A 19,811-nucleotide genomic window follows, 5' to 3' on the forward strand; every position below is an offset into this window, starting at 1 on the left:
CATCAGGTAAACTGCCGCATCTTTTATACCTATAACGATTCGCCTGATGCCCACGACGTTTCATGAGATTCCCCGCAAGCGCCCGACCACGCCCCTGCTCGACCGTGCCAACACGCCGGACGGCCTGCGCCGGTTAGGCGAAGCCGAGCTGGAAACCCTGGCTGATGAGTTGCGCCTGGAATTGCTCTACACGGTCGGTCAGACCGGCGGGCATTTCGGTGCAGGCCTGGGCGTGATCGAGCTGACCATCGCGTTGCATTACGTCTTCGACACCCCGGACGACCGGCTGGTGTGGGACGTGGGTCATCAGGCCTACCCGCACAAAATCCTCACCGGCCGTCGCGAGCGCATGAGCACCCTGCGCCAGAAGGACGGCGTTGCCGCCTTCCCGCGTCGTTCCGAGAGCGAGTACGACACCTTTGGCGTCGGCCACTCCAGCACCTCGATCAGCGCAGCGCTGGGCATGGCGATTGCCGCCCGCCTGCAACACAGTGATCGCAAGGCGATTGCAGTGATCGGCGACGGCGCACTGACCGCCGGCATGGCCTTCGAGGCGCTGAACCATGCGCCGGAAGTGGACGCCAACATGCTGGTGATCCTCAACGACAACGACATGTCGATCTCGCGCAACGTCGGCGGGTTGTCGAACTATCTGGCGAAAATCCTCTCCAGCCGCACTTACGCGAGCATGCGCGAAGGCAGCAAGAAGGTCCTGTCGCGCTTGCCCGGTGCCTGGGAAATCGCCCGTCGCACCGAAGAATACGCCAAAGGCATGCTGGTTCCCGGCACCCTGTTCGAAGAGTTGGGCTGGAACTACATCGGCCCGATCGATGGCCACGACCTGCCGACCCTGATCGCCACCCTGCGTAACATGCGCGATCTGAAAGGCCCGCAATTCCTGCATGTGGTCACCAAAAAAGGCAAAGGCTTCGCTCCGGCGGAAGTCGACCCGATCGGTTACCACGCCATCACCAAACTCGAACCGCTGGACGCTCCGGCCGCTGCGCCGAAGAAAGCCGGCGGGCCGAAGTATTCCGGTGTGTTTGGTGAATGGCTGTGCGACATGGCCGCAGTCGATGCGCGCCTGGTCGGGATTACCCCGGCGATGAAGGAAGGCTCCGATCTGGTGGCTTTCAGCGAGCGCTTCCCGGAGCGTTATTTCGACGTGGCGATTGCCGAGCAACACGCTGTGACCCTCGCCGCCGGCATGGCCTGCGAAGGCGCAAAACCGGTGGTGGCGATCTATTCGACGTTCCTGCAGCGCGCCTACGACCAACTGATCCATGACGTCGCGGTGCAAAACCTGGACGTTCTGTTCGCCATTGACCGTGCTGGCCTGGTGGGCGAAGACGGCCCGACGCACGCAGGCAGTTTCGACCTGTCGTTCCTGCGTTGCATCCCCGGCATGCTGGTGATGACCCCGAGCGACGAAAACGAACTGCGCAAAATGCTCAGCACCGGCCACCTGTACAACGGCCCGGCTGCAGTGCGTTACCCGCGTGGTACCGGCCCGAATGCACTGATCGAGAAAAACCTCGAACCGATTGAAATCGGCAAGGGTGTGGTCCGCCGTCAAGGCAGCAAAGTCGCCCTGCTGGTGTTCGGCGTGCAACTGGCCGATGCATTGAAAGTCGCCGAGAAGCTGGATGCGACCGTGGTCGACATGCGTTTCGTCAAACCGCTCGACGAAGCGCTGGTTCGCGAAATCGCCGGCAGCCACGAGTTGTTGGTGACTGTCGAAGAGAACGCCATCATGGGCGGTGCCGGTGGCGCGGTCAGCGAATTCCTCGCCCGGGAAAACATCCTCAAATCGGTGCTGCACCTGGGCTTGCCGGATGCCTATGTGGAACACGCCAAGCCTGCGCAGATGCTGGCTGAGTGTGGGCTGGATGAGGTTGGGATCGAAGAAGCGGTGCGTCAACGCCTGCAACTGCTGAATATCTAAACATCAGACATATGCAAAACCCTGTGGGAGCGGGCTTGCCCGCGATAGCGGAATGACAGTCGACTTATTCATTGACTGACACTCCGTCATCGCGGGCAAGCCCGCTCCCACATTGGTTTGTGCAACCTTCAAGAATGTGTTCACTTTAAAGCACCAACGGACTGCCCATGAAACTCCCCCGCCTCGCCCTGGCGCTGGCCCTCCTGCCGGCCAGCCAACTCTTGGCCGACACTTTCGAACGCGACCAGACCCTGAAACTGCCGGACGTGCTGATCAGCGCCAACCGTCAGGTCGAAGCACGCAATGACAGCAGCGCTGCAAACACGGTGTTCACCCGCGAAGACATCGACCGTCTGCAACCGAGCAGTGTCACGGATCTACTGCGCCGCGTACCGGGTGTACAGGTCGGGCAAACCGGTGGGCGCGGCAGTCTGCCGGGGGTGTACATTCGCGGTACCAAGTCGGCGCAAAGTCTGGTGTTGGTCGACGGCCAGCGCATCGGCAACTCGACCTCTGGCGACAGCAATCTGCAACACATCAACATCGAACAGGTCGAGCGCGTGGAAGTGCTGCGCGGTTCGCGCTCGGTAATTTACGGCAGCGATGCGATTGGCGGGGTGATCCAGATTTTCACCCGCCGTGGCGGTGAACAAGGCCTGCAACCACGCATGCACGTGGGAGTTGGCAGTAACCAGACTTGGGAGCGCAGCCTTGGATTGTCTGGCGGCAACGCGCAGACACGCTTCAATCTCGGTGCCAGCCTCGACGAAACGGCAGGCATCAATCGCACCCATGAGTCTTATCCCAGTGATGGCGATCACGACGAATACCGCAATAAGTCGGTCAGCTTAAGCCTGAGTCACGCCCTCACCGATGACATCGAAGTCGGCGCCAACCTGCTGGATAACCAGGGCAAAAGCGCATTCGACAACCCGTTCGGTCGCTTCGATATAAACACCTTTGAATCGGTCCAGCAGCAGCCCTACAGCGAGTTCTCTGTGAGCAGCGTCAGCAGTTACATCGATGCGCGCATCAACGACGCCTGGAAAACCCGCGTCGAATTCGGCCACAGCGAAAACCGCGAGAAGACGCTCGACAAGCTCAGCGACGAGCGCAGTGTGTTCAACACTTACCGTGATTCAGTGAACTGGCAGAATGACCTGACCCTGGATGAGCGCAACAGCCTGATCCTCGGCGGCGACTGGTACGAAGACCGAATCAATAGCAGCACGGCGTTCGACGAAGACAGCCGCTGGAACCGCGCAGCGTTTATCCAGCATCGCTATCAGGCCGACAGTTTCTCTACCGAACTAGGCCTGCGCCGTGACCAGAACCAGCAGTTCGGCAGCCAGAACAGCTGGAGCGGCACGTTCACCCTGCCGCTGAACCCGGACAACGATGTGCTGTTGACCTACAGCGAAGGCTTCCGCGCACCGACCTTCAACGACCTGTACTACCCGGATTTCAGCAATCCGGATTTGAAACCCGAAACCTCGAAAAGTTATGAGCTGCAATGGCGCAGCCAGCTGACGCAGAGCAGTCGCCTGGAAGCCTCGCTGTACCGCACCGATCTGCAAGACGCGATTATTTTCGGCAGCAACAACCGCCCGGCGAACGTCGCTTCGGCGCGGATCAACGGTTTTGAGGCGGCCTTGAAACAAGAGCTGTTCGGCTGGCAGAGCAACCTCGGCGTGGCAATCATCGACCCACGGGATCGCGACAGCGGCCACACCCTCGCCCGTCGTGCACGGCGGACGTTGAGCCTGGATCTGGATCGGCAGTTTGACCGACTCGGTTTCGGAGCCAGTTGGCAAGCGGTGAGCAGCAGTTATGACGACGAGAACAACCAGCAGCCGTTGGGCGGGTATGCGTTGTTGGGGTTGCGTAGCAGCTGGGCGCTGAATCGCGAGATCAAGCTGGAATTGAAGGTCGATAACCTGCTGGACAAGGCTTACAGCCGGGCGTTGTACAGCCATGGCGGCAGTCAGTATGGCTATCGCGAAGAAGGCAGGGCGTGGATGTTCGGGGTGACCTGGATGCCGGGGTTTTGACCAGAAATTGTGGTGTTTGAGCCCGCGATGAATGCGCCTCGGTCTTAATGGTCGGGCGCGATCAACTGGCATAACTTGGCAGTCGCTTCGATCATCTGCCCACTCGGCCGCTCCAGGCCTTTATCCGTCACCAGCAGCAATTGCCCCTGCGCCACCGCCGTTACCTGGGGCCAGCTCTTCCATGCATCGAGTTGCGCCTGATCACTGGCCAGAATCACCTCGGGATTGCGCTGCAACACCGCCTCCACACTGACCTGCGGAGCAGGCTGCGTCAGGTCGGCAAACACATTGCGCGCCCCGCAGACCTCCAGCGCATCGCTGATGATCTGCCCACCGCCCACGGTGTACAGCGGCCGATCCCAGACTTGATAGAACACCCGTAACGGTTCATCCCTTCGGTAGCGTTGGCGCAGGGAATCGAGTCGTTGTCTCAGATTTTCAGCCAATGAAACGCCGCGTTCCGCTCTGCCGAGTTGCGCAGCGATCACTTCAATCTGGGCGGTAAGTTGTTCGAGGTTGTGAGGTTCGGCGACATAGGTGGGAATGTTCAGCCGCTTGAGCTGCTCACGCTGAGCCGGCCCCACACTGCCAGGCCATAGCAGCAACAGATCGGGCTTGAGGCTGAGCAGTCGTTCCATGTCCAACTGGCCGTAGCTGCCAACGGAAGGAATGTCTTTGAGTTCAGCGGGACGTTCGCCAGCATCCAGCACACCGACCAGAAGGTCAGCCGAGTTCAACTCAACGACGATTTCAGAAAGCGACGGTGCCAGACTGACAACCCGCTCAACCGCAGTCGCCGAGCCGCTGACGGCCAATAGCAACACCGCCAGCCAGATGCTGCGCATCAGCCGAGTTGTCGCGGGATACGGTAGAGGTAGAACAGCACCGTGGTCGACAATGCCAGCAGCACCAGCGGTACGGCTTCAAGACCGACGAATACCGCCAGCGCACCGATCCAGGCGGGCAGGCCGGCGACCAGAAACGCGGCACGGCGTTTCGCGGCCAGGGCGATCCAGGCGTCGGGTTCTTCAGGGGTGTCGAGAGCTTTCTGGGTGGCGATCAGCGCGTGCTTGTAGCCGCCAAAGAATTTCAGGCTGACAAACATCGAGGCCACACCGGCGATGAACAATGGCATCGCCAGCACCGGCAGAATCGCCTCGCTTTGGCCGAATACGCCGTTGATCACGAACAGCGGCACCAAGGCCAGCGCCAGGTATTGCCACCAGTTGACGGACAGTCGCCGCCGCACTTGGCCGCGGGTCACGCCCGGTCAACCTCACCCTGATGCTCGTTACCCATCATGTGGTCGAGCTTGCTGGCCTTGGTGGCCAGATAGAGTTTGTTGTGCGGGTTGTGCCCGGTGTGCAACGGCACGCGCTCGGCCACCACGATGCCCATGTCGGTCAAAGCTTTGACCTTGCGTGGATTGTTGGTCATCAGACGCAGGGACTTCACGCCCAGGTGCTCCAGCATCGGCAGGCACATGGCATAGTCGCGCTGGTCGGCGGCGAAACCCAGACGCTCGTTGGCTTCAACGGTGTCGGCACCGCCGTCCTGCAATTCATAGGCGCGGATCTTGTTCAACAGGCCAATGCCGCGACCTTCCTGACGCAAGTAGAGCAACACGCCACGGCCTTCACGGGCAATCGCCTGCAAGGCTGCCTCGAGTTGCGAACCGCAGTCGCAACGCTGGCTAAACAAGGCATCGCCGGTCAGGCATTCGGAGTGCAACCGGCCGAGTACCGGAGCACCGTCGGCGAACTCACCCAGGCTCAGCACCACGTGCTCGCGGCCGTTCTCTTCATCGAGAAAGCCATGCATGGTGAATTGCGCAAAAGGCGTTGGCAGCTTGGAAGCGGCGACAAAAACGACAGGCACCGGTGTGCTCCTGATCTATATGTACTGAAGATTCGCAGAGGCGGCATTGTAACAGCACGTTCCCGCAGACGCTTAGGCTGAATTATGGGGCATAACGATCAAAAAGTTTGATCATCGGGTGGACGCGATACATCCCTGTAGCAGCTGGCGTAGCCTGCGTTCGGCGGCGCAGCCGTCGCGAAACCTGTCGACTCGGTCAATCTGACACACCACAGCGCCTGAATTCACGACGGCTTCGCCGCCGAACGCAGGCTTCGCCAGCTGCTACAAGAGCTATGTTCAGTTCGAGTCAAACGGATAGGGTTGCTTCCAGCGTTCGAAGATCGGTTTCAGCTGGCCATTTTTGACCAACACGTCCATGCGCTGATCGAACAGTGCCATCAGCTTGCGGGCCTTGGGTGTATCGGCAAAGCATAGAAACAGCGGCAACTCCGCAATATGCGTGCGGCGAAACTGCAACGGATCCTTGGCTCGGCTGACGACGTAATCGACTTCGGTCAGTGCATCGATGTAGTAGTCGGCGCGATTGTGGGTCAGCATCGGCAGAATTCCCGTCCGCCGCACGACTTCGTTATAGCGCTGCACATTAGGCAGATAAGCCTGGTACTTGTAACCGCGTACCCACGCCAATCGGTAGTTGCCCAAGGTATCCAGGGTCGGCGCCGGATTGCTGGCCAAGCCCAATGCGTAGATGTGATCGGTATCGAAATTCCATCGCGGATAAAGCAGGTCGCTCGCCTCCTCCCGATAAGAACCGACACAGGCGTCCACTTCGCCACGCTGTGCCAGGCCCATGGCGCGCGTATAAGGTTCGGTTCGAATATCCAGTTTTACGCCCGCCGGCTCGAAGATTTTGCGCAACACGTCCCAGCCCAAACCCTGACCATCGGCGGCGGTGTAGTCTTGCCAGGCTTCGCTGGCCAGATGAATCACGGACGGCGTCGTCGGTACATCCTCCGCCCGGGCGAGCGAGCAAAACACCGCGAAAACCATCAGCAGCAACCCGCGGCGCGCCATCCCCGGTTCTCTCACTTGACGCCTCAGATGAAGAACCACACCAGTCCTTGCATCGCCAACCACGCAAATACGCCGGCCAGCACGTCGTCGAGCATGATCCCGACACCACCGTGTACATGACGGTCGATCCAGTGGATCGGCCAGGGCTTGAGGATGTCGAAGAAGCGGAACATCAGGAATCCCGCCAGCAACCAATACCAACCTTCCGGCACCAGCCACAGGGTGATCCACATCCCGACCATTTCGTCCCAGACGATGCCTTCATGGTCGTGCACGCGCAAATCATCGGCGACCTTGCCGCACAGCCAGAAGCCGAACAGCATGGTAATGCCGAGCATCAGCCAGTAGCCCCAATCGGGCAGCATCTGCCACAACGGAATGAAGGGTAACGCCACTAACGAACCCCAGGTGCCCGGCGCTTTTGGCAGGGTGCCCGAGCCGAAGCCGAACGCCAGGAAATGCCAAGGGTTGCGCCAGACCGACGGCGGTACGAACTCCGCCGGGACCTGTTTGGGATGATCTGTCACGGTGTCTCCCGAAAATGTTGATAACCCCGGATTGGCGGGGTGATGTCGTGTCCCTCGGCGTCCAGCAGAATCACGCCCTGCCCTGCAACCACCTGCCCGAGCACATGGATCGGCCAGCCGTCCGCCAGCAACGATGGCAACTCGGCGGGCGGCAAGGTGAAGGCCAGCACGTAATCGTCACCACCGCTCAGGGCGGCTTGCTCGGCGCCCGACTGACCAAGGAAGGCCAGCAGCGCCTTCGACAACGGCAGCTTACTGTGCTCTACCTGAACCCCGACTTTCGACGCCAGGGCAATGTGCCCGCAGTCGGCGAGCAGGCCGTCGGAGATGTCCAGCGCCGCAGTGGCTCTGCCGCGCAATGCCATGCCCAGACCCAGCTGCGGTTGCGGCGACCAGTAATGGGCACGCAACGGATCAGCGATGGCCGGGTCAGCCATTCGCTGGCCGAGCACCAACGGCAATGCGCCCGCGCCGTTACCCAACTCACCGCCCACGCAGAGCAAATCGCCCGGTTGAGCACCACTGCGGGTCAACGCCAAACCGGCCGGCACCCGACCGAACACGGTCATGGTCAGGCTCAACGGCCCGCGGGTGGTATCGCCACCCACCAGCGCCACGCCGCAATTTTGCGCCATGAGGTTCAAACCACGGGCGAAGGCTTCCAGCCAATCGGTGGTCACCGTCGGCAAGGTCAGGGCAAGGGTAAAGGCAATGGGAGCGGCGCCCATGGCGGCCAGATCACTGACAGCCACAGCCAGCGCGCGCTGACCGAGCAGAAACGGGTCGCAGGGGTCTGCGAAATGCACACCGGCCACGAGCGTGTCGGTGGAGATTGCCAACTGCTCCCCGGGAGGAACAGCCAGCAAGGCGCAGTCGTCACCGATCCCGAGGGCAACGCTTTCGCCGCCCTGCGCACAAGGCGCGGCGGCGAAGAAATTGCGGATCAGCTCAAACTCGCCCATTGCAAATTCAAGCGCTGGTTAGCGCTTGAACGCCTTCACTTCAGCTTCACGCAGACGCGGAGCCAGCTTGTCGAGCACGCCGTTGACGAACTTGTGGCCGTCCGTGGAACCGAAGACCTTGGCCAGTTCGATACCTTCGTTGATCACAACGCGGTACGGCACGTCGACACGCTCGAGCAGTTCCCAGGTGGACAGGCGCAGAACCGCCAGTTCAACCGGGTCCAGCTCTTCGATGGTGATGTCCAGGCATGGCGCCAGTGCGGCATCGATCCGGTCCTTCTGTGCCGGAACCCCATGCAGGATTTCACGGAAGTAGGCGCCGTCGACATCGCTGAAATCGTTATCGACCCGGAACTGCGCTTCGATCTCGTTCAGCGACTGCTTGGCCATATGCCATTGGTACAGCGCCTGAGTCGCGAGCTGACGGGCTTCGCGACGCTTGACGCTTTTCGATGGCTTGCCGGCATCCGCAGGCTTTGGATCGCGCGGGTTGAAACGATCGCTATCGTCGCTAATCACTTGGCCTCCAACTGCGCCAGCAGGCTGACCATTTCCAGAGCGGACAGGGCAGCTTCAGCACCTTTGTTACCGGCCTTGGTGCCGGAACGTTCGATGGCTTGTTCGATGGAATCAACGGTCAGTACGCCGAAAGCGACCGGTACGCCGAACTCCATGGACACCTGGGCCAGGCCCTTGGTGCATTCGCCCGCCACGTATTCGAAGTGCGGAGTACCGCCACGAATGACTGCGCCCAAGGCGATGATTGCCGCGAACTCGCCCTTCTGAGCGACTTTCTGCGCAACCAGCGGGATTTCGAAGGCGCCAGGCGCACGGATGATGGTGATGTCGCTTTCGCTCACGCCATGGCGAACCAGGGCATCAACTGCACCGCTGACCAGGCTTTCAACGACGAAGCTGTTGAAACGGCCCACTACCAGAGCGTAGCGGCCTTTAGGGGCGATGAAGGTACCTTCGATGGTCTTCAGGGTCATTCGTTAGATCTCTTAAAGAGCCGGGACGCGTTTTCTACGCGTCCCTCAGTGATGTGTTAACCGCGAATACAGGCCCGCAAACTGCCGGTCATTATTCGGAGGGCACGTATTCTACAACTTCCAGATCGAAACCGGATATCGCATTAAATTTCATCGGCGCACTCATCAGGCGCATTTTGCGCACGCCCAGGTCCCGAAGGATCTGCGAACCGGCACCGACGATGCTGTAGGTGGTCGGTTTTTTCACTGCGCTGTGATCCGCGGTTTCGCGGATATGCGCCAGCAACACGTCGCCATCGAGCGGGTGACCGAGCAACAGCACCACGCCGCTGCCAGCCTCGGCAACCGCAGCCATGGCGGCGCGCAGGCTCCAGCGGCCCGGTTGTTTGACCATCAACAGGTCACGCAGCGGGTCCATGTTGTGCACCCGGACCAGGGTCGGCTCTTCGGCGCACACGGTGCCCAGGGTCAGGGCCATGTGCACGTCGCCTTCTACCGAATCACGATAGGTGACCAGGTTGAACTGGCCCAATTCGCTGTCCAGCGGCTGCTCGGCAATCCGCTGAACGGTACGTTCGTGGATCATCCGGTAGTGGATCAGGTCAGCGATGGTGCCGATCTTGATGTTGTGTTCGGCGGCAAACGCTTCGAGTTCGGCGCGACGGGACATGGTGCCGTCGTCGTTCATCACTTCGCAGATCACACCGCTCGGCTCGAAACCGGCCATGCGCGCCAGGTCGCAGGCCGCTTCGGTGTGACCGGCGCGGGCCAGCGTACCGCCGGCCTGGGCCATCAGCGGGAAGATGTGACCGGGGCTGACGATGTCTTCAGCCTTGGCGTCTTTGGCGGCAGCGGCTTGCACGGTGCGCGCACGGTCGGCCGCGGAGATACCGGTGGTCACCCCTTCGGCGGCCTCGATGGACACGGTGAACTTGGTGCCGAAACCGGAACCGTTGCGTGGCGCCATCAACGGCAGCTTGAGCAGTTCGCAGCGCTCGCGGCTCATCGGCATGCAGATCAGGCCACGGGCGTGCTTGGCCATGAAGTTGATGTGTTCAGGCTGGCAGCACTCGGCGGCCATGATCAGGTCGCCTTCGTTCTCGCGGTCTTCGTCATCCATGAGGATGACCATCTTGCCTTGGCGGATGTCTTCAACCAGTTCTTCGATGCTATTGAGCGCCACAAGGCACCCCCCTTCTTTCAAAAATTGAGGTTCAGGAATTGAGGTAGCCGTTCTCGGCCAGAAAGCTTTCGGTAATGTTGCCGGACTTTGCAGGCTCTGCGGCCTTATCGCCCAACAACAGGCGCTCCAGATAACGGGCCAGCAAGTCGACTTCCAGGTTCACCCGGCGACCAGGCTGGTACGACGCCATGATGGTTTCGCTCAGGGTGTGCGGAATGATCGTCAGCAGGAATTCGGCGCCATCGACCGCGTTCACGGTCAGGCTGGTGCCGTCGACGGTGATCGAGCCTTTGTGGGCGATGTACTTGGCCAGTTCTTTCGGCGCGCGGATGCGAAATTCCACGGCGCGGGCATTTTCGGTGCGGGCAACCACTTCGCCGACACCGTCGACGTGACCGCTGACCAGGTGCCCACCAAGGCGGGTGGTCGGGGTCAGGGCTTTTTCCAGATTGACCGGGCTGCCGCTTTTGAGGTCATTCATGGCGGTGCAGTCGAGGGTTTCGCGACTGACGTCCGCCGCAAAGCCATTGCCCGGCAATTCAACCGCCGTCAGGCACACGCCGTTGACGGCAATACTGTCGCCCAGCTTGACGTCGCTCAGGTCGAGCTTGCCGGTTTCTACGTAAACCCGCACATCTCCACCTTTTGGGGTCAATGCACGAATACTGCCGATGGATTCGATGATACCGGTAAACATGGAGTCCTCCTCGAGAACAGAGCCAGCGCTAGAGCAATGGCCGGGAATTATACGCTCGCCAATGGCACAGGAATGGCAGTGACTCGCCAGTCATCGCCAACCGCACGAATTTCGGTGATTTTGAGCTCAGGCGCATCTTTCATCTGCGCCAGTGGCCAGTCCAGCAAGGGACGGGCCGAGGAACCGAGAAACTTGCCGGCGATGAAGATCTGGAATTCGTCCACCAGCCCGAGCTGGGCAAACGCGCCAGCCAGTCGCGGGCCGGCTTCGACCAACACGTCATTGACGCCACGGTTGGCGAGTTCGACCAGCAACTGATGCAGATCGACCTGGCCATCATCGCCCGGCACGATCAGGCATTCCGGGCCGTTGGCGTACTGTTCTTCCACCGCGACACACGTGGCGACCAGTGCAGGACCCGCCTTGAAGAACGGTGCATTCAGCGGCACCCGCAGGCGACCGTCGATCAGCACGCGAAGCGGTGGACGGCTCATGGCCAACGCGGTCTGCTCAGCGTCCAGACCCAACTCGTCGGCACGCACAGTTAAACGGGCGTTGTCCGCCAGCACCGTGTCGGCGCCGGTCAGCACCACGCTGGCCTGGGCGCGCAAGCGCTGTACCGCCGAACGCGCCGCGGGGCCGGTGATCCATTGGCTTTCACCGCTTTCCATCGCCGTGCGACCGTCCAGGCTCATGGCCAACTTGACCCGCACGAACGGCAAGCCGTGTTCCATGCGTTTAAGGAAGCCTTGATTGAGCGTGCGCGCCTCGCCTTCCAGCACGCCGCTTTCAGTGGCGATACCGGCCTGGGCCAGACGTTGCAGACCGCGACCGGCAACTTCCGGGTTCGGGTCCTGCATCGCCGCAACGACGCGTGCCACACCGGCATTCACCAGCGCATCGGCGCAGGGCGGCGTACGGCCGTGGTGGCTGCAAGGCTCAAGCGTCACGTAAGCCGTGGCGCCCCGCGCCTTGTCGCCAGCGGCGCGCAGGGCGTGGACTTCGGCGTGGGGCTCGCCGGTGCGCACATGCCAGCCTTCGCCGACAATCTGCCCGTCGCGCACCACCACGCAGCCAACCCGGGGGTTGGGATGCGTCGTGTAATGACCTTTGCGCGCCAGTTCCAGAGCCCGGGCCATGTAATGGGCGTCGAGGATGGCTTGTTCCTCAGAAGTGGTCATTCTTTCACCGGTTCACGGGCGAGGCGATCGATCTCTTCGCGGAACTCGTTGAGGTCCTGGAAGCGTCGGTACACCGAAGCGAAGCGGATATAGGCGACTTCATCAAGCTTCTTCAGCTCGGCCATCACCAGTTCGCCGACCACGAGGGATTTGACCTCGCGTTCGCCGGTGGCGCGCAACTTGTGTTTGATGTGCACCAGCGACGATTCGAGGCGCTCGACACTCACCGGGCGCTTCTCCAGCGCCCGCTGCATGCCGGCGCGGAGTTTTTCTTCGTCGAACGGCTGGCGACTGCCGTCGGTTTTGATCAGGCGCGGCAACACCAGTTCAGCGGTTTCAAACGTCGTGAAACGTTCGCCGCAGGCCAGGCATTCACGCCGGCGGCGCACCTGTTCGCCCTCGGCGACCAGACGCGAGTCGATGACCTTGGTGTCGTTGGCACCGCAGAAGGGACAGTGCATGGTGGCAGGCAACAAAAAATGGGAGGGCCATGGTAGCGCATCCCCGTGGCAAGACAAGCCATAGGGTTTGCGGTATACAGACTGGCTGTATATGGATTTCGCTTGCTGGAGCCGCCAATGTCTTTACGACCACTCATTTTGCTCAGTCTTTTCAGCCTGTTGGTGGCCTGTGGCAGCGATGCGCCCAAGCCCCAGCCGCCAACGCCCGGCCCTGCACCGCAACAGGCGCAGAAGAAAGCCAAGGCGTCGGCCGAACTCGGTCCGCTGCCGGCTTATCAACGTGAATTGAGCGGCACCCTGCAGGGCGTGCCGGCCGGTGCCGAAGTCGAACTGGCGTTGCTGGTGGTCGACGAAAAGGATCGCCCGCAACAATTGCTCGCCAGTTCCAACCTGATCGGCACCCATCAAGTGTTGCCGTTTCGCCTGCGTTTCAACCCTGAATCCTTTCCAGCCGGTGCCCGCGTCGAGCTTCGCGGCCGCGCCAGTCAGTCCGGCCAGTTGATCCTGCATCTGCCGGCGCAAATGATCACACAGCCAACCACCCAGGCATTGGGTCAGTTGCAATTCGTCAAAGCACCATGATTGCACCGCTCGACCTGCAACAGGCGCTAAGTGAACTGCTCGGCGATGCACAGCTTGTAGCCTGTGAGTTACCCGGCACCGAGCTGAAACTCTGGCTGATCGACGGCGATAACATGGACCGAGCCTTCAGCCCGGAAGAAACCCGGCGGATTCTCCACGAGCCGCCGTACTGGAGTTTCTGCTGGGCCAGTGGGCTGGCCGTGGCTCGCTATCTCGCCGAGCACCGGCAATGGGTCGAAGGTAAACGAGTGCTGGATTTCGGCGCCGGCTCAGGGGTCGCCGCGATTGCGGCGGTGAAAGCCGGGGCGCTGGAAGTGGTGGCCTGTGACCTGGACCCGCTGGCGATTGCCGCGTGTCGGGCGAATGCCGAACTCAATGGCGTGCAACTCAACTACTCGACGGATTTTTTCGCCGAGGCCGATCGGTTTGATCTGATTCTGGTGGCCGATGTGCTCTACGACCGGGCGAATCTGCCGTTGCTCGACGAGTTTCTCAGCCGTGGTCGGGAAGCGTTGGTGGCGGATTCGCGGGTGAGGGATTTCCGCCATCCGTTGTATCGGCGCATTGAAATGCTGGAAGCGATGACCTTGCCGGATCTGGCCGAGCCTGAAGAGTTTCGGCATGTGAGTCTTTACCACGCCACCCGGACATGATCGAGCGTGGGAACGATCAGTACTCTGACTTCCGGCCACCCCCCACCAAGCCTTATAGTGACCACATCCACGCTTTTACGAGATCCCCCATGAGTCAGGAAACGCCGTACATTTTCGACGCCACGACTGCCGATTTCGACCAGTCGGTGATCGAGAACTCTTTTCACAAACCGGTGCTGGTGGATTTCTGGGCCGAATGGTGTGCGCCGTGCAAGGCCTTGATGCCGATGCTGCAAACCATCGCCGAGAGCTATCAGGGCGAGTTGCTGCTGGCCAAGATCAACTGCGACATCGAGCAGGACATTGTGGCGCGCTTCGGCATTCGCAGCCTGCCGACGGTGGTGCTGTTCAAGGACGGTCAGCCGGTGGACGGCTTTGCCGGTGCACAACCGGAATCGGCTGTGCGCACCATGCTCGAACCCCACGTGCAAATGCCGCCGCCCGCCGCTGCCGACCCGTTCGAACAGGCTCAGGCGCTGTTCGATGATGGCCGCTACGCCGACGCCGAAGCCACGCTCAAAGTATTGCTGGCTGAAGACAACACCAATGCCAAGGCGCTGATTCTCTATGCCCGCTGCCTCACCGAGCGCGGTGAACTGAGTGAAGCGCAAATCGTGCTTGATGCGGTCAAGACCGATGAGCACAAGGCCGCGCTGGCCGGCGCCAAGGCGCAGATCCAGTTCCTCGGCCAGGCCAGGGATTTGCCGGATGCGGCAGACCTGAAAGCGCGCCTGGCGAAAGATCCGCAAGACGATGAGGCGGTCTATCAACTGGCTATCCAGCAACTGGCCCGTCAGCAATACGACGCGGCGCTGGATGCCTTGCTGAAACTGTTCATCCGCAATCGCAGCTACAGCGAAGGCTTGCCGCACAAGACCTTGCTGCAGGTGTTCGAACTGCTGGGCAACGATCACCCGCTGGTGACCACGTACCGTCGCAAGTTGTTTGCTGCGCTTTATTAAAATCAAAAGATCGCAGCCTGCGGCAGCTCCTACGCTGGCTCGATCCAGCTGTACAGCGGCGTATCTCCGCCGCTCATCACTTTGACGGTTGCGCAGTGGCGCAAGCGCACCAACAAGCGTTTGCCCGCCGCTGCGCTGCCGGTCAGCCCTTCCAGCTGCTCCAGCAAATCCGGCCCGCTCAATTGTCCGGCCTTGCGCAACAGTTCTTGGGCGATCTGCCACAGCGCATCGTCCTGATTCACCGGTTTGGCGGGCGTCGCACTCGCCTCGGGTTTTGCTGCCTGCAACTGCGCACCGAGCTGCGCCCAGTCGCCCTCATCCAGTTCCAGCGTCAAATCCACCGGCCAGTCGCCGATGCTTCCGCGTATTCGCAACATAAGTCTGCTCCTGCACATACCTGACTCGCATGCTCCCATGGGTCTTGCGCAACGCCAAGCAGACGGTCAAACTCTCCGCGCTTTCGTTATAAGATTACATAACAAATTTTTCATTTTACTTTTCGGAGACCCGTCATGCGCCGTCTGCTGCTCGCTTTGCCGTTTGCCCTGTTGCCGCTGGCTGTCGCCCATGGGGCTGTCGAGCATGATCATGATCACGATGAACACGGCAGCCTCAGCGCCCACGAACATGGCGTCGGTCGCCTGAACGCGGCGCTGGATGGCCAGACGCTGGAGCTGGAACTGGAAAGCCCGGCGATGAACCTGGTGGGTTTCGAACATGCCGCCACCACCGATGCCGACAAGGCCAAAGTCGCCGCCGTCCGCGCGCAACTGGAAAAACCGCTGGTGCTGTTCAACCTGCCGAAAGCCGCCGGTTGCGTAATCGCGACTCAGGAACTGGAAAGCCCGTTGTTCGGCGACAAGCCGGATGCCGATGATCATGACGAAGAAGACGCCAAGGACGGTCACGAGCATCACCGCGACCACAGCGAGATCCACGCCCATTACCAATTCAGCTGCTCGGCCCCGGGCGCGCTGAAGACCCTGGACCTGGCGAATATCTTCAACACATTCCCGGCCACCCAGAAAATTCAGGTACAACTGATCAGCCCGAGCGGGCAGCAAGGGGTTGAAGTGACGGCCAAGGCTGCCGCCCTGAAATTCTGAATTCACCGAAGATCCCCTGTGGGAGCGAGCCTGCTCGCGATAGCGACCGAACAGTCGACATCTATGTTGAAGGTGACGGCCTCATCGCGAGCAGGCTCGCTCCCACCGGGGGTTTGTGTTGAGTGTGACATTGAGACGAGTACCCAAAACCCATGAAATCGGCGCTATGACCCAAGCACTCATCGAACTGTCCGACCTGGGCTTCAGTTGGCCCGGTCATCCGCCGCTGCTGGACATCCCGGCGTTTCGCCTTATGCCAGGTGAAACCCTCTTTCTCAAAGGCCCCAGCGGCAGCGGCAAGACCACTCTGCTGGGCCTGCTCGGTGGCGTGCAAAAGCCTGATCGCGGCAACATTCGCCTGCTCGGCCAAGAGTTGACCGAACTCTCTGCCGGCGCCCGCGACCACTTCCGCGTCGATCACACCGGCTACATCTTCCAGCAGTTCAATTTGCTGCCGTTCCTCTCGGTGCGCGAGAACGTCGAATTACCCTGCCACTTCTCCAAACTGCGCGCCGAACGGGCGAAACAGCGTCACGGCAGCGTCGATCAGGCCGCAGCTACCCTGCTCGCCCACTTGGGTTTGACCGATCAAAACCTGCTCGGCCGCCGCGCCGATTCGCTGTCCATCGGCCAGCAGCAACGGGTCGCCGCCGCACGTGCGTTGATCGGTCAGCCGGAACTGGTGATCGCCGACGAACCGACCTCGGCGCTGGACTACGACGCCCGCGAGAACTTCATTCGCCTGCTGTTCGCCGAATGCCGCGAAGCCGGGTCGAGCCTGTTGTTTGTCAGCCATGACCAGAGCCTCGCTCCGCTGTTCGATCGCCACCTGTCGCTGGCCGATCTCAATCGCGCCGCCACCCCGTCCGAGGTCTGAGATGTATTTGTTTCGTCTAGCCATGGCCAGCCTGGCTAACCGTCGCTTCACCGCGATCCTCACCGCGTTCGCCATCGCCCTGTCGGTCTGCCTGCTGCTGGCGGTGGAGCGGGTGCGCACCGAGGCCAAAGCCAGTTTCGCCAGCACCATCAGCGGCACCGACCTGATCGTCGGCGCGCGCTCCGGTTCGGTGAACCTGCTGTTGTACTCGGTGTTTCGCATCGGCAATGCCACCAATAACATTCGTTGGGACAGCTTCGAACATTTCGCCAACAACCCGAAAGTAAAGTGGGCGATCCCGATGTCCCTCGGCGATTCCCATCGCGGTTATCGGGTGATGGGCACCACCGAGGCGTACTTCGAGCATTACCAGTACGGCCATCAACAGCACCTCGAACTGGCCGACGGCCGCGCCTTCGCCAGCGATCCGTTCGAAGTGGTACTCGGTGCCGAAGTGGCCGATGCGCTGCACTACAAGCTCGGCGACAAACTGGTGCTGGCCCATGGCGTGGCGGCGATCAGCCTGGTCAAACACGACGACAAACCGTTCACCGTCGTCGGCATTCTCAAACGCACCGGCACCCCGGTAGACCGCACGCTGCACATCAGCCTCGGCGGGATGGAAGCAATCCACATCGACTGGCACAACGGCGTGCCGGCACGTGGCAATGGTCGGATCAGTGCCGATCAGGCGCGCAACCTGGACCTGACGCCGCAAGCAATCACCGCCTTCATGCTCGGCCTCAACAGCAAGATTTCGACGTTTGCGCTGCAACGGGAGATCAACGAATTCCGTGGCGAACCGATGCTGGCGATCCTGCCGGGTGTGGCATTGCAAGAGCTGTGGAGTTTGATGAGCACGGCGGAAAAAGCCTTGTTCGTCGTCTCGCTGTTCGTGGTGCTGACCGGGTTGATCGGCATGCTCACGGCGATCCTCACCAGCCTCAACGAGCGGCGCCGCGAGATGGCGATTCTGCGTTCGGTGGGCGCGCGGCCGTGGCATATTGCGACCTTGCTGGTGCTGGAAGCGTTTGCCCTGGCGCTGTCGGGGGTGATTGCCGGGGTGGCGCTGCTGTATGTGGGCATCGCCGTGGCGCAGGGTTATGTGCAGGCGAATTACGGCTTATACCTGCCGCTGGCCTGGCCGAGCGAATATGAATGGACGCTGCTCGGTGGCATCCTGATCGCCGCGCTGCTGATGGGCAGCGTGCCGGCCTGGCGCGCTTATCGCCAATCCTTGGCCGATGGCCTGTCGATCCGACTATGAGGACGTTAATGATGCCCCGCGCTGTGCTTGCGCTATTGATGCTGGTTGCCCTTCCGCTGTGGGCGGCCGAGCCGAAAGACCTGACCTGGTCGGAAATGATCCCGCCGGATGCGGCGCCAGAAGTGCCGAACATGACGCCGCTGCATGACCTGTCGAAGATGAGCGACGCGTTGTCCGCGGAGTCGGCCCCAGCGGCCAGGCAGGACATGCCGAACGCGCCGGTGGTGAAGAGCCTCGACGGCCAGAATATTCGTTTACCGGGGTACATCGTGCCGCTGGAAGTCAGTGAAGAAGGCCGCACTACGGAGTTTCTGCTGGTGCCGTATTTCGGCGCCTGCATCCACGTACCGCCTCCTCCGTCGAACCAGATCGTGCATGTCAAAAGCGAGGTCGGTGTGAAGCTTGATGAGCTGTATCAGCCGTACTGGATCGAAGGTGCGTTGCAGGTCAAGGCGTCCACGAGTGAGTTGGCGGATGCCGGGTATCAGATGGAGGCTGACAAGATTTATGTATATGAGCTGCCGGAGTGAGTCCGGTAGTGATGTGTTGCCAACAAAACTGCCATCGCGGGTTTGCCCGCGATGAGGCTCCGCAAAAATCGGGGCCATCACTGTTTCATTGAGCTGAGTCAAAAGACCGTATCAGTTGGATCCCTACCATTGGACATCGAACATTTCTGACGTCCTTTGGAGCCCCCATGCACAAGTTCAAGCTCTGCGCTTCGCTGTTCGCCCTCGCGCTCGCCGCCCCGCTCGTCCATGCTCACACCGCCGGTGACTTCATCGTTCGGGCCGGTGCGATCACCGTCAACCCGGAAGCCGACAGCTCCAGCGTCAAGGTCGATCAGGGCCCGCTGAAGGGCGCCGATCTGGGTGGCAAGGCCACCATGAGCAGCGACACGCAACTGGGTCTGAACTTCGCCTACATGATCACCAATAACCTGGGGATCGAACTGCTCGCGGCCTCGCCGTTCGAGCATGACGTGAAGCTCAAAGGCACCGCCCTCGGCGCCGCCAACGGCAAACTCGGCACTCTGAAACACCTGCCGCCGACCCTGAGCCTGGTCTACTACCCGCTGGACGCCAAGTCCGCGTTCCAGCCGTATATCGGCGGCGGTATCAACTACACCTGGATCTACGATGAGCATGTCAGCAGCGAAGCCGCCGCCAATGGCTTCAGCAACTTCAAGGCGGATAACTCCTGGGGTCTGGCCTGGCAGATCGGTGCCGACTACATGCTGACCGACAACGTAATGATCAACGCCCAGGTACGCTACATCGACATCGACACCACCGCGACCGTGGAAAACAACGCCGTCGCGCCGGGCACCCGGGCCAAGGTCGACGTTGATGTGGACCCGTTCATCTACATGGTTGGTTTGGGTTACAAGTTCTAAACCCGCGGCAAAAAAAAAGGCGCCTCGACAGGCGCCTTTTTCATTGATCGTACCCACGCTCCGCGTAGGAACGA

At 61.0% G+C, this 19,811-nt stretch carries 23 protein-coding genes; 10 read left to right on the forward strand and 13 right to left on the reverse strand.

Translation table 11 applies throughout. The features are described from left to right. The first annotated feature begins 46 nt into the window (after window positions 1-46). Entirely contained in the window at window positions 47-1,945 is a 1,899-nt protein-coding gene (dxs, locus tag PSH97_RS24750) for a 1-deoxy-D-xylulose-5-phosphate synthase (RefSeq protein WP_305447067.1), read from the forward strand. 167 nt (window positions 1,946-2,112) lie between these two features. After that, window positions 2,113-3,996 carry a TonB-dependent receptor domain-containing protein gene (locus tag PSH97_RS24755; protein WP_305447068.1) on the forward strand — a complete coding sequence of 628 codons (1,884 nt, stop codon included), beginning with the start codon at window positions 2,113-2,115 and terminating at the stop codon, window positions 3,994-3,996. Window positions 3,997-4,040: 44 nt separating this feature from the next. Here the strand turns inward: PSH97_RS24755 and PSH97_RS24760 are convergent, their stop codons facing one another. The 12 genes from PSH97_RS24760 to nrdR form a co-directional block, all read right to left on the reverse strand. Further along, a complete protein-coding gene (locus PSH97_RS24760; protein ID WP_305447069.1) occupies window positions 4,041-4,841 on the reverse strand; it encodes a cobalamin-binding protein in 801 nt (266 codons plus the stop codon). Continuing rightward, window positions 4,841-5,260, reverse strand: coding sequence for an MFS transporter (locus PSH97_RS24765; RefSeq protein WP_095054591.1), 420 nt, complete (start codon window positions 5,258-5,260; stop codon window positions 4,841-4,843). The genes PSH97_RS24760 and PSH97_RS24765 overlap by 1 nt, the downstream gene beginning before the upstream one ends. Beyond that, on the reverse strand, window positions 5,257-5,874 hold the full coding sequence (gene ribA, locus PSH97_RS24770; protein ID WP_007906827.1) for a GTP cyclohydrolase II: 618 nt from the start codon (window positions 5,872-5,874) through the stop codon (window positions 5,257-5,259). Before ribA ends, PSH97_RS24765 begins: the two co-directional genes overlap by 4 nt. 279 nt (window positions 5,875-6,153) lie before the next feature. Then, on the reverse strand, window positions 6,154-6,891 hold the full coding sequence (locus tag PSH97_RS24775; protein ID WP_305447070.1) for a substrate-binding periplasmic protein: 738 nt from the start codon (window positions 6,889-6,891) through the stop codon (window positions 6,154-6,156). A 23-nt stretch (window positions 6,892-6,914) separates the two neighbouring features. Next, on the reverse strand, window positions 6,915-7,418 hold the full coding sequence (locus tag PSH97_RS24780) for a phosphatidylglycerophosphatase A family protein (RefSeq protein ID WP_305447071.1): 504 nt from the start codon (window positions 7,416-7,418) through the stop codon (window positions 6,915-6,917). Next, window positions 7,415-8,380 (reverse strand): thiamine-phosphate kinase, encoded by a 966-nt coding sequence (gene thiL, locus PSH97_RS24785; protein ID WP_305447072.1) that lies wholly within the window; start codon window positions 8,378-8,380, stop codon window positions 7,415-7,417. The genes PSH97_RS24780 and thiL overlap by 4 nt, the downstream gene beginning before the upstream one ends. Before the next feature lie 18 nt (window positions 8,381-8,398). After that, entirely contained in the window at window positions 8,399-8,899 is a 501-nt protein-coding gene (gene nusB / locus PSH97_RS24790; protein WP_038981348.1) for a transcription antitermination factor NusB, read from the reverse strand. Then, window positions 8,896-9,372 carry a 6,7-dimethyl-8-ribityllumazine synthase gene (ribH, locus tag PSH97_RS24795; RefSeq protein WP_003228649.1) on the reverse strand — a complete coding sequence of 159 codons (477 nt, stop codon included), beginning with the start codon at window positions 9,370-9,372 and terminating at the stop codon, window positions 8,896-8,898. Before ribH ends, nusB begins: the two co-directional genes overlap by 4 nt. Window positions 9,373-9,463: 91 nt before the next feature. Then, the gene (gene ribBA, locus PSH97_RS24800; protein WP_007906834.1) at window positions 9,464-10,555 is read right to left on the reverse strand and encodes a bifunctional 3,4-dihydroxy-2-butanone-4-phosphate synthase/GTP cyclohydrolase II; all 1,092 of its coding nucleotides are present in this window, start codon (window positions 10,553-10,555) and stop codon (window positions 9,464-9,466) included. Window positions 10,556-10,586: 31 nt separating this feature from the next. Then, the gene (locus PSH97_RS24805; RefSeq protein ID WP_305447073.1) at window positions 10,587-11,252 is read right to left on the reverse strand and encodes a riboflavin synthase; all 666 of its coding nucleotides are present in this window, start codon (window positions 11,250-11,252) and stop codon (window positions 10,587-10,589) included. 47 nt (window positions 11,253-11,299) lie between these two features. Further along, entirely contained in the window at window positions 11,300-12,433 is a 1,134-nt protein-coding gene (gene ribD / locus PSH97_RS24810; protein WP_305447074.1) for a bifunctional diaminohydroxyphosphoribosylaminopyrimidine deaminase/5-amino-6-(5-phosphoribosylamino)uracil reductase RibD, read from the reverse strand. After that, window positions 12,430-12,894, reverse strand: a complete 465-nt coding sequence (gene nrdR / locus PSH97_RS24815) for a transcriptional regulator NrdR (protein ID WP_007906838.1) — start codon at window positions 12,892-12,894, stop codon at window positions 12,430-12,432. The genes ribD and nrdR overlap by 4 nt, the downstream gene beginning before the upstream one ends. Before the next feature lie 117 nt (window positions 12,895-13,011). On the opposite strand from nrdR, the gene PSH97_RS24820 reads away from it, so the two are divergent. From PSH97_RS24820 to trxA, 3 genes are all read left to right on the forward strand, one after another. Next, complete coding sequence (locus PSH97_RS24820; RefSeq protein ID WP_305447075.1) at window positions 13,012-13,476, forward strand: YbaY family lipoprotein; 465 nt, start codon at window positions 13,012-13,014, stop codon at window positions 13,474-13,476. Next, on the forward strand, window positions 13,473-14,129 hold the full coding sequence (locus PSH97_RS24825) for a class I SAM-dependent methyltransferase (protein ID WP_305447076.1): 657 nt from the start codon (window positions 13,473-13,475) through the stop codon (window positions 14,127-14,129). The genes PSH97_RS24820 and PSH97_RS24825 overlap by 4 nt, the downstream gene beginning before the upstream one ends. 89 nt (window positions 14,130-14,218) lie before the next feature. Then, a complete protein-coding gene (gene trxA, locus PSH97_RS24830) occupies window positions 14,219-15,091 on the forward strand; it encodes a thioredoxin (protein ID WP_305447077.1) in 873 nt (290 codons plus the stop codon). Window positions 15,092-15,120: 29 nt separating this feature from the next. On the opposite strand, the gene PSH97_RS24835 is transcribed toward trxA, so the two are convergent. Then, window positions 15,121-15,468 carry a hypothetical protein gene (locus PSH97_RS24835; protein WP_305447078.1) on the reverse strand — a complete coding sequence of 116 codons (348 nt, stop codon included), beginning with the start codon at window positions 15,466-15,468 and terminating at the stop codon, window positions 15,121-15,123. A 135-nt stretch (window positions 15,469-15,603) separates the two neighbouring features. On the opposite strand from PSH97_RS24835, the gene PSH97_RS24840 reads away from it, so the two are divergent. The 5 genes from PSH97_RS24840 (at window position 15,604) to PSH97_RS24860 (ending at window position 19,737) form a co-directional block, all read left to right on the forward strand. Next, entirely contained in the window at window positions 15,604-16,197 is a 594-nt protein-coding gene (locus PSH97_RS24840) for a DUF2796 domain-containing protein (RefSeq protein ID WP_305447079.1), read from the forward strand. 166 nt (window positions 16,198-16,363) lie between these two features. Next, window positions 16,364-17,074 carry an ABC transporter ATP-binding protein gene (locus PSH97_RS24845; RefSeq protein ID WP_305447080.1) on the forward strand — a complete coding sequence of 237 codons (711 nt, stop codon included), beginning with the start codon at window positions 16,364-16,366 and terminating at the stop codon, window positions 17,072-17,074. A gap of 1 nt (window position 17,075) precedes the next feature. Further along, on the forward strand, window positions 17,076-18,341 hold the full coding sequence (locus PSH97_RS24850; RefSeq protein ID WP_305447081.1) for an ABC transporter permease: 1,266 nt from the start codon (window positions 17,076-17,078) through the stop codon (window positions 18,339-18,341). An 11-nt stretch (window positions 18,342-18,352) separates the two neighbouring features. Further along, entirely contained in the window at window positions 18,353-18,871 is a 519-nt protein-coding gene (locus PSH97_RS24855) for a DUF3299 domain-containing protein (protein ID WP_305449867.1), read from the forward strand. A gap of 167 nt (window positions 18,872-19,038) precedes the next feature. Continuing rightward, complete coding sequence (locus tag PSH97_RS24860) at window positions 19,039-19,737, forward strand: OmpW/AlkL family protein (RefSeq protein ID WP_305447082.1); 699 nt, start codon at window positions 19,039-19,041, stop codon at window positions 19,735-19,737. The last annotated feature ends 74 nt before the right edge of the window (window positions 19,738-19,811 follow it).

The sequence above is a fragment of the Pseudomonas cucumis genome, assembly GCF_030687935.1.
In the GTDB taxonomy this organism is placed as follows: domain Bacteria; phylum Pseudomonadota; class Gammaproteobacteria; order Pseudomonadales; family Pseudomonadaceae; genus Aquipseudomonas; species Aquipseudomonas cucumis.

What these genes read in the sequence shown, in the direction of transcription:
- PSH97_RS24845 (WP_305447080.1), top strand. Translation starts at nt 16,364, where the DNA reads ATGACCCAAGCACTCATCGAACTGTCCGACCTGGGCTTCAGTTGGCCC.
- PSH97_RS24755 (WP_305447068.1), top strand. Translation starts at nt 2,113, where the DNA reads ATGAAACTCCCCCGCCTCGCCCTGGCGCTGGCCCTCCTGCCGGCCAGC.
- dxs (WP_305447067.1), top strand. Translation starts at nt 47, where the DNA reads ATGCCCACGACGTTTCATGAGATTCCCCGCAAGCGCCCGACCACGCCC.
- ribD (WP_305447074.1), bottom strand. Translation starts at nt 12,433, where the DNA reads ATGACCACTTCTGAGGAACAAGCCATCCTCGACGCCCATTACATGGCC.
- PSH97_RS24775 (WP_305447070.1), bottom strand. Translation starts at nt 6,891, where the DNA reads ATGGCGCGCCGCGGGTTGCTGCTGATGGTTTTCGCGGTGTTTTGCTCG.
- thiL (WP_305447072.1), bottom strand. Translation starts at nt 8,380, where the DNA reads ATGGGCGAGTTTGAGCTGATCCGCAATTTCTTCGCCGCCGCGCCTTGT.
- PSH97_RS24835 (WP_305447078.1), bottom strand. Translation starts at nt 15,468, where the DNA reads ATGTTGCGAATACGCGGAAGCATCGGCGACTGGCCGGTGGATTTGACG.
- trxA (WP_305447077.1), top strand. Translation starts at nt 14,219, where the DNA reads ATGAGTCAGGAAACGCCGTACATTTTCGACGCCACGACTGCCGATTTC.
- ribH (WP_003228649.1), bottom strand. Translation starts at nt 9,372, where the DNA reads ATGACCCTGAAGACCATCGAAGGTACCTTCATCGCCCCTAAAGGCCGC.
- PSH97_RS24760 (WP_305447069.1), bottom strand. Translation starts at nt 4,841, where the DNA reads ATGCGCAGCATCTGGCTGGCGGTGTTGCTATTGGCCGTCAGCGGCTCG.
- PSH97_RS24840 (WP_305447079.1), top strand. Translation starts at nt 15,604, where the DNA reads ATGCGCCGTCTGCTGCTCGCTTTGCCGTTTGCCCTGTTGCCGCTGGCT.
- PSH97_RS24860 (WP_305447082.1), top strand. Translation starts at nt 19,039, where the DNA reads ATGCACAAGTTCAAGCTCTGCGCTTCGCTGTTCGCCCTCGCGCTCGCC.
- PSH97_RS24820 (WP_305447075.1), top strand. Translation starts at nt 13,012, where the DNA reads ATGTCTTTACGACCACTCATTTTGCTCAGTCTTTTCAGCCTGTTGGTG.
- nrdR (WP_007906838.1), bottom strand. Translation starts at nt 12,894, where the DNA reads ATGCACTGTCCCTTCTGCGGTGCCAACGACACCAAGGTCATCGACTCG.
- PSH97_RS24850 (WP_305447081.1), top strand. Translation starts at nt 17,076, where the DNA reads ATGTATTTGTTTCGTCTAGCCATGGCCAGCCTGGCTAACCGTCGCTTC.
- PSH97_RS24855 (WP_305449867.1), top strand. Translation starts at nt 18,353, where the DNA reads ATGCCCCGCGCTGTGCTTGCGCTATTGATGCTGGTTGCCCTTCCGCTG.
- PSH97_RS24805 (WP_305447073.1), bottom strand. Translation starts at nt 11,252, where the DNA reads ATGTTTACCGGTATCATCGAATCCATCGGCAGTATTCGTGCATTGACC.
- PSH97_RS24825 (WP_305447076.1), top strand. Translation starts at nt 13,473, where the DNA reads ATGATTGCACCGCTCGACCTGCAACAGGCGCTAAGTGAACTGCTCGGC.